This is a genomic window from Streptococcus australis (assembly GCF_003943615.1).
Taxonomy (GTDB): Bacteria; Bacillota; Bacilli; order Lactobacillales; family Streptococcaceae; genus Streptococcus; species Streptococcus australis_C.
Genome location: NZ_RJPZ01000004.1, coordinates 34,669 through 49,339, shown reverse-complemented (window position 1 = coordinate 49,339; position 14,671 = coordinate 34,669). Strand labels below are relative to the sequence as shown.

The window sequence follows — 14,671 nt, the reverse complement described above, 5'->3', positions numbered from 1 at the left end:
CGATTCTCTCTTTTTTGTTTATTACAAACAATTTGGGGCTAAAAAATAATAAAAAATAAAGAAAAATGAAAAATATAAACAAAAAATAGTTGACAATAAACAAAATTGGCGCTATACTGTGTTTGTGAATAACAAAACGAAGTCGAATGAAGAAAGAGGAGAACTTTCTTTGTTGACGGAAATGCAAAAAGGAGAAGCATATGGCAATTGTAGTTGGTACGGATGTAGCAGGTATCCGCTTAAAAGAAGTAGTCAAAGAATATTTGGAAGCAGAAGGTTTCCAAGTGGTGGACGTGACAGAAGAAGGGCAAGACTTTGTCGATGTGACTTTGGCTGTTGCAAAAGAAGTGAAACAAGCAGAAGACAATCTTGGGATTGTTATTGACGCTTATGGAGCAGGTCCTTTCATGGTCGCAACTAAAATCAAAGGAATGGTTGCGGCGGAAGTGTCTGATGAGCGTTCTGCTTATATGACTCGTGGACACAACAATTCTCGTATGATTACCATGGGTGCTCAAATCGTAGGTGACCAATTGGCCAAAAATATTGCCAAGGGATTTGTAAACGGTAAGTATGACGGTGGTCGCCACCAAATCCGTGTCGATATGCTCAACAAGATGTGCTAAAGGGAGGAGTAAAAGAATGAAAATTGCAATTGGATGTGACCATATTGTCACAAACGAAAAAATGGCTGTTTCTGAATTTTTGAAATCAAAAGGCTATGAGGTTCTTGACTTCGGAACCTATGACCACGCGCGCACCCACTACCCAATTTTTGGGAAAAAAGTCGGAGAGGCAGTAGCTAGTGGCCAAGCAGATCTTGGAGTATGTATCTGTGGAACTGGCGTTGGGATTAACAATGCGGTTAACAAGGTCTCTGGAATCCGTTCAGCCTTGGTCCGCGATATGACAACTGCTCTTTATGCCAAAGAAGAACTCAATGCCAACGTCATTGGTTTTGGTGGGAAAGTAACTGGTGAGTTGCTCATGTGCGATATCATTGAAGCTTTCAACCACGCGGAATACAAACCAAGTGAAGAAAACAAGAAATTGATCGCCAAGATTCAACATTTGGAAACCCACAACGACCATCAAGAAGATGAGGACTTCTTCACAGAATTCCTTGAAAAATGGGACCGTGGGGAATACCACGACTAAGAGGTGAGTCTATGATACTAACGGTAACCATGAACCCTTCAATCGACATTTCCTATCCATTAGAAACCTTACACTTGGATACGGTCAATCGAGTTGACAAGGTAAGCAAAACCGCAGGAGGGAAGGGTCTCAATGTCACACGGGTCCTTGCAGAGATTGGAGATCCTGTCTCGGCAACTGGTCTGATTGGTGGTTCAACAGGCCAATTTATCTTGGAACATCTGGATCAGAAGATCGGCAAAGAATTCTTTGAAATTCAAGGGGAGACCCGCAATTGTATTGCTATTCTCCACGAAGGGCAACAAACTGAAATCCTGGAAAAAGGTCCATCTGTTTCTGAAGAAGAAGGGAAAGCCTTTCTGTCTCACTTTGAAGCTTTGCTTCCAGCTGTAACAGTTGTTGTTATCTCAGGAAGTTTACCAGCTGGGTTACCAGTTGATTATTATGTGAAATTGGTCGAGCGTGCTAAGAAGGCAGGAAAACCAGTCGTTCTGGATTGCTCAGGTGCTTCCTTAGAAAAAGCTCTAGCAGCCCCTATTAAACCAACGGTTATCAAGCCAAATAATGAAGAATTGTCCCAATTACTGGGCTATGAGGTGACCAAGGATTTTGATCAATTAAAAGAAGTTCTTCAAACTGACTTATTTGAAGGCATTGACTGGATCATCGTCTCCCTAGGAGCTGACGGTGCCTTTGCCAAACACGGAGATGTCTTCTATAAAGTGGATATTCCAAAAATTGAAGTCGTCAACCCAGTGGGCTCTGGTGATTCAACGGTTGCTGGGATTGCCTCAGCTCTCTATCATCAGGAAGATGACCAAGCGCTTTTAACCAAAGCCAATGTCCTTGGCATGTTGAATGCTCAAGAAGCAACGACAGGCCATATCAATATTCATCACTATGATGATTTGTATCAACAGATAAATGTAAAAGAGGTATAAGATGGTATTAACAGAACAAAAACGCAACTATTTAGAAAAATTGAGCACCAAAGAGGGTGTGATCTCTGCCTTGGCTTTTGACCAACGCGGTGCCTTGAAACGTCTCATGGCTCAGTATCAAGATACAGAACCAACAGTGGCTCAAATGGAAGAATTGAAGGTCTTGGTGGCTGAAGAATTGACACCATTCGCATCTTCTATGCTCTTGGACCCTGAGTATGGACTTCCAGCGACCAAGGTCTTGGATGCAGAAGCAGGGCTTTTGTTGGCATATGAAAAAACAGGCTATGACACTTCTAGCACCAAGCGTCTGCCAGACTGCCTCAACCTTTGGTCAGCTAAACGCATCAAAGAGCAGGGTGCAGATGCAGTGAAATTCTTGCTCTACTATGATGTGGATAGTGCAGACGAACTCAACCAAGAAAAACAAGCCTACATCGAACGCATCGGTTCAGAATGTGCGGCAGAAGAAATTCCATTCTTCCTTGAAATCTTGGCTTACGATGAAACAATCGCTGATGCAGGTTCTGTAGAATACGCTAAAGTGAAACCTCGCAAGGTCATCGAAGCGATGAAAGTCTTCTCAGACCCACGCTTCAACATCGATGTCTTGAAAGTAGAAGTGCCAGTCAATGTCAAATATGTAGAAGGATTTGGCGATGGAGAAATTGTGCATAGTCGTGAGGAAGCTGCGGCCTTCTTTAAAGAACAAGAAGAAGCAACCAACCTTCCATACATCTACTTGAGTGCAGGTGTTTCTGCCAAACTCTTCCAAGAAACTCTAGTCTTTGCGCATGAAGCAGGCGCAAACTTCAACGGGGTTCTTTGCGGACGTGCAACTTGGGCTGGATCTGTAGAAGCCTACATCAAGAATGGGGAAGCTGCAGCTCGTGAATGGTTGCGTACCGAAGGTCGTCGCAACATTGAAGAACTCAACCAAGTCTTGGACCAAGTCGCAACTTCTTGGAAAGAGCGTATTTAAAAGTGTAGACCACTCCTTTAACGATGGGCGTTCAAATTTCCTTGAAGAGCCCAGAGAAGACAGCTATAAACAGCTATTTGTTAGGAAAAAACAAAAAAGTTAAAAAGTTGTTAAGAAAGGGTTTACAAAAACAAAAGCGTGTGCTATACTTAGTCCATAAGTGAATACAAGGTGAGTGTTAGTAAGTTAGATTACGCATGATCACAGATGAATCGGGGAGAACCCTCTCTGATCTCATTTGTGGTCATTTTTTATACCCTAAACCTTAAATAAACTAGCAAGGAGAGTACCATGTATCGGATTTTAAATCCACTCAATCACAATGTTGCTCTGGTGAGAAATGACAAAGGGGAAGAACTGATTGTCATTGGAAAAGGAATTGTTTTTGGGAAAAAGAAGGGCGACCTAGTCCCTAAAGAAAAGGTAGAAAAGCTCTTTCGGATGAAAACAGAGGAATCCCGAGAGAACTTTATGACCCTGCTAAAAGATGTTCCGTTAGATTTCATCACAGTGACCTACGAGATGATTGATTACTTGACCAAAAAGTATCACTATCCCGTTCAAGAATATATCTATGTGACCTTGACCGACCACATGTTTTGCTCTTATCAAGCAATGACCCAAGGCAGGTATAAGGAAAGTAATCTTTTGGATATCTCGGAGAACTATCCAGTGGCTTTTGAGATTGCCAAAGAGGCAGTAGATATCTATCGGGAGAAGCTCACAACTAGCTTCCCTGAAGATGAGGTCACTCGCATCGCCTATCATTTCATCAACGCAGAAGGTGAAAATGGAGTGGAAATCGTGGATTCCATGGACCAGCGCAAAGAAATCTTAAAAGGTGTGGAAGAGGTTTTGGATAGTTACTCAATCAAACGAACCGAGACCAACAATAACTTTTATGATCGCTTCATGATTCATCTCAACTACTTCTTGGATTACCTGGATCGCAATCGAGACGATAATCAATCACTTCTAGATATGGAGGAGCACATCAAAAGCTCCTATCCCAAAGCCTTTGAGATTGGTTCCAAGATTTATGATGTGATTTCTAGGGAGACTGGAGTTGACTTGTACAAGAGCGAACGGGTCTATCTTGTCTTACACATTCAACGATTATTGTAACAACTTTTAAAAATTAAGAAATTCAAATTGGAGGAATTGGTCATGACCAAAGAAGAAATGACACTATTAGGTTTTGAGATCGTTGCCTATGCAGGGGATGCTCGTTCTAAACTTTTGGAGGCCCTCAAGGCAGCTGAGAAGGGTGACTTCGCTCAAGCGGAAAGCTTGGTAGAAGAAGCAGGAAGCTGCATCGCAGAGGCTCACAAGTCTCAAACAACTATGCTAGCGCAAGAAGCAGCCGGAGAAGACCTCCCTTACAGCATTACCATGATGCATGGGCAGGACCACTTAATGACAACGATCCTATTAAAAGATGTGATTCATCATCTCATTGAACTATACAAAAGAGGAGTAAAATAATGCATAAATTAATTGAATTTATTGAAAAAAAGAAACCTTTCTTTGAAAAATTATCGCGGAATATTTATCTCCGCGCCATCCGTGATGGCTTTATTGCGGGAATGCCAGTCATTCTCTTTTCAAGTATCTTTATCTTGATTGCCTTCGTACCAAACTCATGGGGCTTCCAATGGTCTGATGATGTAGTGGGCTTCTTGATGAAACCTTACAGCTATTCCATGGGGATCCTTGCTCTATTGGTAGCAGGAACAACAGCCAAGTCCTTAACAGACTCTGTCAATCGTAATATGGAAAAAACCAATCAAATCAACTATATGTCAACACTTTTGGCAGCAATCGTTGGTTTGTTGATGCTGGCTGCTGACCCAATTGAAGGTGGTATTTCTACAGGTTTCCTTGGAACAAAAGGTTTGCTTTCTGCTTTCCTTGCGGCCTTTGTTACTGTTAATATTTACAAGGTCTGTGTGAAAAACAATGTTACCATCCGCATGCCGGACGAAGTTCCACCGAATATCTCTCAAGTTTTTAAAGATGTGATTCCATTCACACTCTCAGTTGTTTCTCTTTATGCTCTTGATTTGATTGTTCGTCATATTGACGGGGCAAGTGTGGCCGAATCGATTGGTAAACTCTTCGCTCCTCTCTTCTCTGCAGCAGATGGCTATGTAGGAATTACCATTATCTTTGGGGCCTTTGCTTTCTTCTGGTTTGTTGGGATTCACGGACCATCTATTGTTGAACCTGCTATTGCAGCGATTACTTACGCAAATGCCGAAGTTAACTTGAATTTGCTAAAAGAAGGGATGCATGCGGATAAGATTCTCACTTCTGGTACGCAAATGTTTATCGTTACCATGGGTGGAACAGGTGCGACCCTAGTAGTTCCATTTATGTTTATGTGGCTATGTAAATCGAAACGAAATCGTGCTATTGGACGTGCATCAGTCGTTCCTACTTTCTTCGGTGTAAACGAGCCAATCTTGTTCGGTGCACCACTTGTATTGAACCCAATCTTCTTTATTCCATTTATCTTTGCGCCAATCGCTAACGTTTGGATCTTTAAGTTCTTTATTGAAACGCTTGGGATGAACTCATTCACGACCAACCTTCCATGGACTACTCCAGCACCACTTGGCCAAATCTTGGGTACGAACTTCCAAGTCTTGTCCTTTATCTTGGCGGCCCTCCTGATTGTTGTAGACGTTGCTATTTACTATCCATTCCTCAAGGTTTATGATGAGCAGATTCTTGAAGAAGAACGCTCTGGTAAAGCAAACGATGAATTAAAAGAAAAAGTAGCTGCAAACTTCAATACTGCCAAAGCAGACGCTATTCTTGAAAAAGCAGGTGTTGAAGATGCACCAGCTGAAAATACGATTACAGAAGAAACAAACGTCTTGGTTCTCTGTGCAGGTGGAGGAACCAGTGGCCTCCTTGCCAATGCCTTGAATAAGGCTGCAGCTGAATATAAGGTTCCTGTCAAAGCGGCAGCAGGTGGTTACGGTGCCCACCGTGAAATGTTGCCAGAGTTTGATCTAGTCATCTTAGCTCCTCAGGTTGCTTCAAACTTCGAAGATATGAAGGCAGAAACAGACAAGTTGGGCATCAAACTGGCTAAGACAGAAGGTGCTCAGTACATTAAACTAACACGTGATGGACAAGGTGCTCTCGCCTTTGTTCAAGCTCAATTTGAAGAATAAGAACTAAGAAGTGAGATGGAGATGGATGGCTCACTAGCTCCTCTCCTCTCACTTTTCATTTGATTCAATCAAGAAATAGGTGAAATAATGACAAAAACACTTCCTAAAGATTTTATTTTTGGTGGGGCAACGGCTGCCTATCAAGCAGAAGGTGCTACTCATACTGATGGAAAAGGTCCAGTTGCTTGGGACAAATACTTAGCTGATAACTATTGGTATACAGCAGAACCAGCAAGTGATTTCTACCACAAATATCCAGTAGATCTTCAATTGGCTGAAGAATACGGTGTCAATGGCATCCGGATTTCCATCGCTTGGTCGCGGATCTTCCCAACTGGCTACGGGGAAGTCAATCCTAAAGGGGTTGAATTCTACCACAATCTATTTGCGGAATGCCACAAACGCCATGTGGAGCCTTTTGTAACCCTCCATCACTTTGATACACCAGAAGCTCTTCATTCAAATGGAGATTTCTTGAATCGTGAAAACATCCAACACTTTGTAGATTATGCTGCCTTCTGTTTTGAAGAATTCCCAGAAGTTAACTATTGGACAACCTTCAATGAAATTGGTCCCATCGGTGATGGTCAGTACCTGGTAGGTAAATTCCCGCCAGGAATCCAGTATGATCTTGCCAAAGTTTTCCAATCACACCATAATATGATGATTTCGCACGCCCGTGCTGTGAAATTGTACAAAGACAAAGGTTATGCGGGTGAAATTGGTGTCGTACATGCTCTTCCAACTAAGTATCCTTTGGATCCGAAAAATCCAGCAGATGTTCGTGCGGCTGAGTTGGAAGATATCATCCACAACAAATTTATCTTGGATGCTACTTACCTTGGACACTACTCAGATGCAACCATGGAAGGGGTAAACCACATCTTATCAGTAAATGGTGGTAGCTTGGATCTTCGTGACGAAGACTTTGTAGCGCTTGAAGCAGCTAAAGATTTGAACGACTTCCTTGGAATTAACTACTACATGAGTGATTGGATGGAAGCATTTGATGGTGAAACTGAAATCATCCACAACGGTAAAGGGGAAAAAGGAAGCTCTAAGTACCAAATTAAAGGTGTTGGTCGTCGTGTAGCTCCTGACTATGTACCTCGCACTGACTGGGACTGGATCATTTATCCTCAAGGGCTATATGATCAGATCATGCGTGTGAAGGCGGATTATCCAAATTATAAGAAAATCTACATCACTGAAAACGGACTGGGCTACAAAGATGAGTTTGTGGACAATACAGTTTATGACGATGGACGGATTGATTATGTGAAACAACACTTGGAAGTTCTGTCCGATGCGATTGCGGATGGGGCAAACGTCAAAGGCTACTTCATTTGGTCACTCATGGACGTCTTCTCTTGGTCAAATGGTTACGAAAAACGCTATGGTCTCTTTTATGTGGACTTTGAAACCCAAGAACGTTATCCAAAGAAATCAGCTCACTGGTACAAGAAAGTAGCAGGAAGCCAAGTGATTGAATAAAGAAATAAACATGTGAGAAGGCTTATCCGTAAGGATAAGCCTTTTTTATTGAGCAAGAGGAGATGAAGCTTATGTCTTCTAGTCCCCATTGACACGCTCTTTTAAAGTGCTATAATATACCTTGTAAAAGCCGAATTAGCTCAGTTGGTAGAGCAACGCACTCGTAACGCGTAGGTCACAGGTTCGATCCCTGCATTCGGCATCAAATGATATCAAAAAAATCCCGTTATAACGGGATTTTTTGATATTAAATTTCTTTTTGTACCAAAAAATTATAAAAGTTTTCGGATGTTCTCATATTCATCGTTAATCTTATCGATCGATACGGACTTTAATTGTTTAATGAAGGAGAGGAACCATAACTTAAATATGGATACTTCATCTGGCTCATCAATGTTCATGTGACCAGATAGTCCGATAATTCAACCACTTATCCAAATTTCCTTGTCACTCTTGCCTCTGTTTGCTATAGTAGGATTATCAAAAGAAGCTAGTCTTCTGATAACATTATAAAAAGAGGTAGTATCATGAAAAAATTAATTGGTTTTGGATTTATCCTTGCAGCTATCGCCGTCATCACCTTTGGTATCATTGGTTATCCAAAAATAGATGCCAATCTTTGGCCCTTGGTTCCAGTTGTCTTGTTTGCTTTCTTTACTCTTGAAAATGCACTCAAGAAAGACTACAAGTCCAGCTTGATTTGTGCAGTGATTGGCTTCATCATTGCCAATGCCATCTATGATCTTCTTCCAATTTCAAATGGGGTCGTGATGACTGCTGGGGTCTTGGCCTGTCTTGGTCTAGGTTTTCTCTTTCCAGACGCACCAAAAGAAAAATAATGCTTCCGATTTCATTCGCTTTAGGAGAGTGGGACAGAAATCGGTAATTCGTTAGAATTCGATTTCGCCGTCCCACCTCCGCACAGTTGAGTAGGGCTGTAAAAGCTGATGAAATCAGCGTAGTAGAGCCCAGTCAACCACTGCGTCATGCTCGACAATCCAAAGACAATTGAGAGACTAGGACTTTTGTCCTAGCCTCTTTTTAGCTATCTGAAATAACCACTTAGGGGCTGAAAATAACCACTTACCGAAAAGGACTTGTAAGATTTTGAACAGCTGTTATAATGTTACTAACAAAGGTTAAGAAAGGAGTCCTATGAAAGTTCGTATCGAATTAGATCCGCAGATGGATGAGCCAGAAATGATCATCCGGGCTCCTCGATTGACGGAGGAAGTCGCCCGCTTGCAACAGTTGATCTTGGAGCAAAAAATGACGCCACTGACCTTTTACAAGGATCGAAGCGAGTACTTCGTAGATGTGTCAGAAATTCTCTTTTTTGAGACAGATGGCGAAAAGATCTATGGGCATACCAGAGAAGAGGCCTATGAGGTTCGTCAAAAACTCTATGAGTTGGAAGAAATCTTGCCGATTGCTTTCTGTCGCATCTCCAAGTCGACCATTGTCAATGCCAAGCAGATTTATTCTATTGAAAAATCTTTTTCGGGAACCAGTACAGTAAACTTTTATCAAACCCATAAACAGGTACACGTGTCCCGGCACTATTATCAACTCTTAAAAGAACGGTTAAAGGAAATGAGGTAGCAAGATGAAAAATAAATTAATTGGGATTTTCTTAATCCTCCTAGCAGCCCTAGTGCTCTTACAAGGTTATTTTGTAAAATGGGAAATCAGTATCTGGACGCTGGCTTGGGTTGTTTTCCTAGCAGTCCTTTCCCTCTCAAGTTTTTTGAAGCGACACTTTGGCTGGGGCTTCCTATATGGGATCTTGGCTCTCTTCTCCCTTAATGGTCAATATCATTTTCTTCCAGTATCCAATTCGGTGGTCATCTTTTCTTCTATTTTAGCGGTGATTGGTCTGAATATTCTCTTTAAGCCCTCTAAAAAAGCAAAAACGACTTGGAGTTCCTATTCAGCAGGATCACATGCCCAAGCTGCTGGAAATGATATCGATGTTTCCTTTTCTACAGTGACTAAGTATTTGAACGACCAGAACTTTACAGGTGGAAGTGCCGATGTGAGTTTTGGAGAAGCTTCGATCTATTTTGATAATTGCCGGATGGAAGGTCCGTCTGCCCAGTTCGCAGTGGATGTTTCCCTTGGAAGTCTGAGCCTCTATGTTCCAAGCGACTGGCGGGTTCATGTCAATGTAGAAAATTCTCTGTCAGCCATCCAACACCAGGAAAATCCAAGCAATTTAACCAGCAAGGACTTTTACATCGTCGGAGAGGTCTCACTGGGGAACCTAGAAATCATCTATGTAGGTGAGAAATCCTTCGAATAAGCCTATCTAAGAAAAACTTATTCAAAGGTCTTGCCAAGAGGAAGTTTTTTTGGTAATATAGTACGGTATGTGGTGCTAGCACATCCGTAATATTAGATCTAATAGGAGGCAAAACAGAATGGCTAAAGTATGTTATTTCACTGGTCGTAAGACTGTATCAGGAAACAACCGTTCACACGCGATGAACCAAACCAAACGTGCCGTAAAACCAAACCTTCAAAAAGTAACTGTCCTTATCGATGGTAAACCTAAAAAAGTTTGGGCTTCAGCTCGTGCATTGAAATCTGGTAAAGTAGAACGCGTTTAATCAGAAATCAGGATCTCTTGGAGGTCCTTTTCTTTTTTCTTCGTTTTTTTCTCTTTTTGGACATTTGTATCAACCGATAGGAGAAAGGTGTATCCCTTTTACACGCGCCCTCTTTTATGGTAAAATAGAATATAAAATACTTTTGAGGTAGAAATTATGACAGTAAAAATCAATACAAAAGATGGTCAAATTGAATTGACCGATGATGTCATCGCAACTGTTGTAGGCGGTGCAGCCACTGAAATTTTTGGAGTGGTTGGAATGGCCAGCAAAAAAGCGATTAAAGATAATTTCCAAGCTCTCTTAGGTAAGGAAAACTACTCTAAGGGTGTAGTTGTGAAGACAACAGAAGCAGGAAGTATTGCGGTTGATGTTTACACTGTTTTGAGCTATGGTACAAAGATTAGCGAAGTTTCAAAAAATATTCAAGAGCGTGTCAAATTCAGTCTAGAAAATCAACTTGGAATCACAACGGATACAGTCAACGTCTATATCCAAAACATTAAAATTGTGGGAGAATAATCGTGTCTAAAATTACAACTAGTTTATTTCAAGAAATGGTCCAAGCAGGGGCTACTCGCTTAAATAAACAAGCCGAGTATGTCAATTCATTGAACGTTTTTCCTGTACCGGACGGTGATACTGGAACCAATATGGGAATGACCATTGAAAATGGTGCAAAAGAAGTAGCTGATCGCTCTGCTTCAACTGTTGGAGAAGCAGCAAATATCTTTGCTAAGGGGCTTTTGATGGGAGCGCGTGGAAACTCAGGAGTCATCACTTCTCAGTTGTTCCGCGGATTTTCTCAAAGTGTCAAAGACAAGGATGAATTGGATGGAGCAGCTCTTGCAGCAGCCTTCCAAGCAGGGGTTGAAGTTGCTTATAAAGCAGTTATGAAGCCTGTAGAAGGAACCATCTTGACCGTTTCTCGTGGTGCTGCCATCGGTGCTAAGAAAAAAGCAGAATCTACTAATGATGCGGTTGAAGTCATGCGTGCGGCCCTTGAAGGAGCTAAGACAGCTCTTGCCAAAACACCAGATATGCTTCCTGTCTTGAAGGAAGTCGGTGTAGTGGACTCTGGTGGTCAAGGTTTGGTCTTCATCTATGAAGGGTTCCTATCAGCTTTGACAGGAGAGTTCATCGCATCTGAAGAATTTGTGGCGACTCCAGCAACCATGTCAGAAATGATCAACGCAGAGCACCACAAGTCAGTAGCAGGTCATGTGGCAACCGAAGATATCCAATTTGGTTACTGTACAGAGATCATGGTAGCTTTGAAACAAGGCCCAACCTATGTGAAAGACTTTGACTACGACGAGTTCCGTAACTATTTGAACAACCTTGGGGATTCTCTACTAGTCGTCAACGATGATGAAATCGTCAAAGTCCATGTCCATACTGAAGATCCAGGTCTTGTCATGCAAGAAGGATTGAAATATGGTAGCTTGGTTAAAGTAAAAGTAGACAACATGCGTAACCAACACGAAGCGCAGGTTGAAAAAGAAGAGCGTCAAGCTAAACCAGCTGAAGCAAAAGAATATGCTATCATCGCAGTCGTTGCAGGTGATGGATTAGCGGATATCTTCAAAGCGCAAGGAGTGGATTACATCATCTCTGGTGGCCAAACAATGAACCCTTCAACAGAAGATTTTGTCAAAGCTGTTGAAGAGTTGAATGCGCGCAACATCATTATCTTGCCAAACAATAAGAACATCTTGATGGCTGCTCAATCAGCAGCAGAAGTCATTGAACAATCTGCAGCCGTTGTAGAGACCAAGACCATCCCTCAAGGATTGACCAGTCTTCTTGCCTTCGATGAAAGCAAGTCTATCGAAGAAAACTACGAGCGCATGAGCGCTTCATTGGAAGATGTTGTTTCAGGTAGTGTGACGACAGCTGTTCGTGATACCACTATTGATGGTCTTGAAATCCATGAAAACGACAATCTTGGAATGGTCGATGGTAAAATCGTTGTTTCCAATCCAGATATGATGGAAACCTTGACTGCTACCTTTGATAAGATGTTGGACGAAGATAGTGAAATTGTTACGATCTATATCGGTGAAGATGGTCAAGAAGATCTAGCCAATGAGTTGGCTCAAAACTTGATGGCTAAATATGAAGATGTTGAAGTCGAAATTCATCAAGGAAATCAACCAGTTTACCCATATTTGTTTAGCGTCGAATAATCAAAAGATTTCAAAAATAGAAAGAAAAAGAGCCAAAAAATGATTTTTTAGCTCTTTTTTTGGTAAAAAAAAGCTTTATGAAAGCGATTAGATAGGTGTTTTTAGACAATTTTTGTTTGATATGTTATACTTTAGAAAAATAGAAATAGGAGAAAAAGCACATGAAAAAGGTAATCTGCTTTTTAGGAGCTTTGATTTTTGTGATGACAGGTTGTGCCACTAAGTCTCAATCCACAGAAACATCAAAAAGCTCAACCACTACTTCGATAGAAAAAAGTGAAACTGTTACAAGTGAGGCAAAGGAAGAAACCAAAGTTCTCACTGCAGAAATCAATGGCAATCAACATCGCTACACCATCACGACAAAAGGTGACAAGGTTCAGAAATTGAAGTTAGATGTTTTATCGGCCCTACCTGAAAAAATTGCTACCAATTCAGCTAATCTAAGTCCTGAAGAGATGACAAAAATTATTAATGAAGGCTTGCAGTCAGATTCAGAATACACAGCACTGAAAGACATGGCTGGTTTCAATATCGAATATAAGGTCACTCCAGAGAAAAAATTAGCCTCAACAGTTTCTGTTGATATGGAAACCATTGATTGGGACAAGGTCAAAGACTTATCTTACTTTAAAGATCTCGGTATTGGTGACCTAAAAGACATCAAGGCCTCTACTGTTTTCACAGGATTAAAACTCCACGGTTTCAAAGAAGAAACGCCAGCACCATAGGTTCGGACTCATGTCCGGCCTTTTTTATTTTCTATGACATTTGTCATGTGAGCCAGTGACAAAATCATCTAGTGGCCTTTCTTTTCTTTGGCTATAATAAAGTCAGAAAGTGAGAGGTATAAAAATGAAACAGTGGTTAATGAAAGTTTTTACGATGACAATTATTGGAATGGTCGTTTATTTAATATTTTCAGGAGATGATAGTCTTTATTACCATTTCCCATGGGAATTGTTTGCGGGAATTGGAATCATGAGCTGGGCTGTTCAAGAAGTGTTGAAAATGGTCAAGGCTGTTAAAAAGGAGATGGAGCAATGAACAAGAAACTAGAAATTGGCTGGATGTTTGCTTTGTGTATGGTCCTCTGGGTAACTGAGCAGATGACGGGTTGGTTCTCTGCCCATTTCCCTAGCTGGTTTTTCCAAACGGTTTGGGGAGTGACCTTGGTCGTCTCTGTCATCATTCCAGCTGGCCAAATCTGGTTGAAAGGAGAGCATCATGAGTGTCATTAGAGTAGAGAACTTGAAGAAAAGTATTAAAGGAAAGGTGATTTTAGAAGATCTTTCTTTCACAGTTGAGAGAGGAGATTGCCTGGCCTTGATTGGGCCAAATGGAGCAGGGAAGACAACCTTGATGAATTGCCTCCTAGGAGATATAAAGGCAACAGCTGGAATCATTGAAGTGGAGGGAAAAGCTCCTGGTCATCCTCAATTAAAGGCTAGTGTCTCTTATCTTCCTCAAGAGAATGCCATCGTGCAAAAACTAACCGTGCAGGAACTGATCAGCTTCTTTCGCTCTATTTATCCCCAACCCTTAACGGTCAATGAAATCGATGATCTATTGCGTTTTAGTTCAGAACAGAAGAGACAATTGGCCAGTAAGCTGTCTGGTGGGCAAAAACGTCTCCTATCCTTTGTACTGACCTTGATTGGTCGTCCCAGTCTTCTGTTTTTGGATGAGCCAACGGCTGCTATGGATACGTCCACTCGCCAACGCTTTTGGGAGATTGTTGAGCATTTAAAAGATCAAGGTGTGACCATTGTCTATTCTTCCCATTACATCGAGGAAGTTGAGCATACGGCCGATCGGATCCTGGTCTTGCATCAGGGACGTTTGCTTCGGGATACGACTCCTCTCGCTATGAGAAGCGAAGAAGTAGAAAAACATTTCACCCTGCCTTTGCGCTACCAAGCTCTAGTGGCAGGGATGGACGGAATTGGTCAAGTGACGGTCAAACCCGATGCCCTCCAAGTTGTGACAAGCGATGCCAATCGTTTGTGGGCGCGATTGCAAGAAGAAGGCTGTTCGATCCAAGAGATCGAAGTGACCAATCGAAGTTTATTAGATTCTATTTTTGAAAATACAAAGGAAGTAGGTTGAGAAG

18 protein-coding genes and 1 tRNA gene are annotated in these 14,671 nt (G+C 41.6%); all 19 read left to right on the top strand.

Features of this window, described 5'->3' with window-relative positions:
- Positions 1-200 precede the first annotated feature (200 nt).
- Positions 201-626 carry a galactose-6-phosphate isomerase subunit LacA gene (lacA, locus tag D8785_RS05585; RefSeq protein ID WP_125374758.1) on the top strand — a complete coding sequence of 142 codons (426 nt, stop codon included), beginning with the start codon at positions 201-203 and terminating at the stop codon, positions 624-626.
- 16 nt (positions 627-642) lie between these two features.
- Complete coding sequence (gene lacB / locus D8785_RS05580) at positions 643-1,158, top strand: galactose-6-phosphate isomerase subunit LacB (protein WP_125374757.1); 516 nt, start codon at positions 643-645, stop codon at positions 1,156-1,158.
- 11 nt (positions 1,159-1,169) lie between these two features.
- The gene (locus D8785_RS05575) at positions 1,170-2,099 is read left to right on the top strand and encodes a tagatose-6-phosphate kinase (RefSeq protein WP_125374756.1); all 930 of its coding nucleotides are present in this window, start codon (positions 1,170-1,172) and stop codon (positions 2,097-2,099) included.
- Between the two features lies 1 nt (position 2,100).
- A complete protein-coding gene (lacD, locus tag D8785_RS05570) occupies positions 2,101-3,081 on the top strand; it encodes a tagatose-bisphosphate aldolase (RefSeq protein WP_125374755.1) in 981 nt (326 codons plus the stop codon).
- Positions 3,082-3,372: 291 nt separating this feature from the next.
- Complete coding sequence (locus tag D8785_RS05565) at positions 3,373-4,206, top strand: PRD domain-containing protein (RefSeq protein ID WP_123160839.1); 834 nt, start codon at positions 3,373-3,375, stop codon at positions 4,204-4,206.
- A gap of 42 nt (positions 4,207-4,248) precedes the next feature.
- The gene (locus D8785_RS05560) at positions 4,249-4,566 is read left to right on the top strand and encodes a PTS lactose/cellobiose transporter subunit IIA (RefSeq protein ID WP_117745228.1); all 318 of its coding nucleotides are present in this window, start codon (positions 4,249-4,251) and stop codon (positions 4,564-4,566) included.
- Positions 4,566-6,266: a lactose-specific PTS transporter subunit EIIC gene (locus D8785_RS05555; RefSeq protein ID WP_023027669.1), complete on the top strand. Its 1,701-nt coding sequence runs from the start codon at positions 4,566-4,568 to the stop codon at positions 6,264-6,266. Before D8785_RS05560 ends, D8785_RS05555 begins: the two co-directional genes overlap by 1 nt.
- 87 nt (positions 6,267-6,353) lie before the next feature.
- Positions 6,354-7,760 carry a 6-phospho-beta-galactosidase gene (lacG, locus tag D8785_RS05550; RefSeq protein WP_023027670.1) on the top strand — a complete coding sequence of 469 codons (1,407 nt, stop codon included), beginning with the start codon at positions 6,354-6,356 and terminating at the stop codon, positions 7,758-7,760.
- Positions 7,761-7,889: 129 nt separating this feature from the next.
- Positions 7,890-7,962, top strand: a tRNA-Thr gene (locus tag D8785_RS05545).
- A 325-nt stretch (positions 7,963-8,287) separates the two neighbouring features.
- Complete coding sequence (locus tag D8785_RS05540; protein ID WP_125374754.1) at positions 8,288-8,599, top strand: hypothetical protein; 312 nt, start codon at positions 8,288-8,290, stop codon at positions 8,597-8,599.
- A 316-nt stretch (positions 8,600-8,915) separates the two neighbouring features.
- The gene (locus D8785_RS05530; protein ID WP_023027676.1) at positions 8,916-9,362 is read left to right on the top strand and encodes a LytTR family DNA-binding domain-containing protein; all 447 of its coding nucleotides are present in this window, start codon (positions 8,916-8,918) and stop codon (positions 9,360-9,362) included.
- 4 nt (positions 9,363-9,366) lie between these two features.
- A complete protein-coding gene (locus D8785_RS05525; protein WP_125374753.1) occupies positions 9,367-10,062 on the top strand; it encodes a LiaF transmembrane domain-containing protein in 696 nt (231 codons plus the stop codon).
- A gap of 118 nt (positions 10,063-10,180) precedes the next feature.
- Positions 10,181-10,369 (top strand): 50S ribosomal protein L28, encoded by a 189-nt coding sequence (rpmB, locus tag D8785_RS05520; protein ID WP_001140948.1) that lies wholly within the window; start codon positions 10,181-10,183, stop codon positions 10,367-10,369.
- A gap of 156 nt (positions 10,370-10,525) precedes the next feature.
- Complete coding sequence (locus D8785_RS05515) at positions 10,526-10,891, top strand: Asp23/Gls24 family envelope stress response protein (RefSeq protein WP_023022188.1); 366 nt, start codon at positions 10,526-10,528, stop codon at positions 10,889-10,891.
- A 2-nt stretch (positions 10,892-10,893) separates the two neighbouring features.
- Positions 10,894-12,558, top strand: coding sequence for a DAK2 domain-containing protein (locus D8785_RS05510; RefSeq protein ID WP_125374752.1), 1,665 nt, complete (start codon positions 10,894-10,896; stop codon positions 12,556-12,558).
- Between the two features lie 161 nt (positions 12,559-12,719).
- Positions 12,720-13,289, top strand: a complete 570-nt coding sequence (locus D8785_RS05505) for an SP0191 family lipoprotein (RefSeq protein ID WP_125374751.1) — start codon at positions 12,720-12,722, stop codon at positions 13,287-13,289.
- A 124-nt stretch (positions 13,290-13,413) separates the two neighbouring features.
- The gene (locus D8785_RS05500; protein ID WP_125374750.1) at positions 13,414-13,605 is read left to right on the top strand and encodes a hypothetical protein; all 192 of its coding nucleotides are present in this window, start codon (positions 13,414-13,416) and stop codon (positions 13,603-13,605) included.
- The gene (locus tag D8785_RS05495) at positions 13,602-13,799 is read left to right on the top strand and encodes a hypothetical protein (protein WP_023022192.1); all 198 of its coding nucleotides are present in this window, start codon (positions 13,602-13,604) and stop codon (positions 13,797-13,799) included. The genes D8785_RS05500 and D8785_RS05495 overlap by 4 nt, the downstream gene beginning before the upstream one ends.
- A complete protein-coding gene (locus D8785_RS05490) occupies positions 13,786-14,667 on the top strand; it encodes an ABC transporter ATP-binding protein (protein WP_125374749.1) in 882 nt (293 codons plus the stop codon). Before D8785_RS05495 ends, D8785_RS05490 begins: the two co-directional genes overlap by 14 nt.
- Positions 14,668-14,671 lie beyond the last annotated feature (4 nt).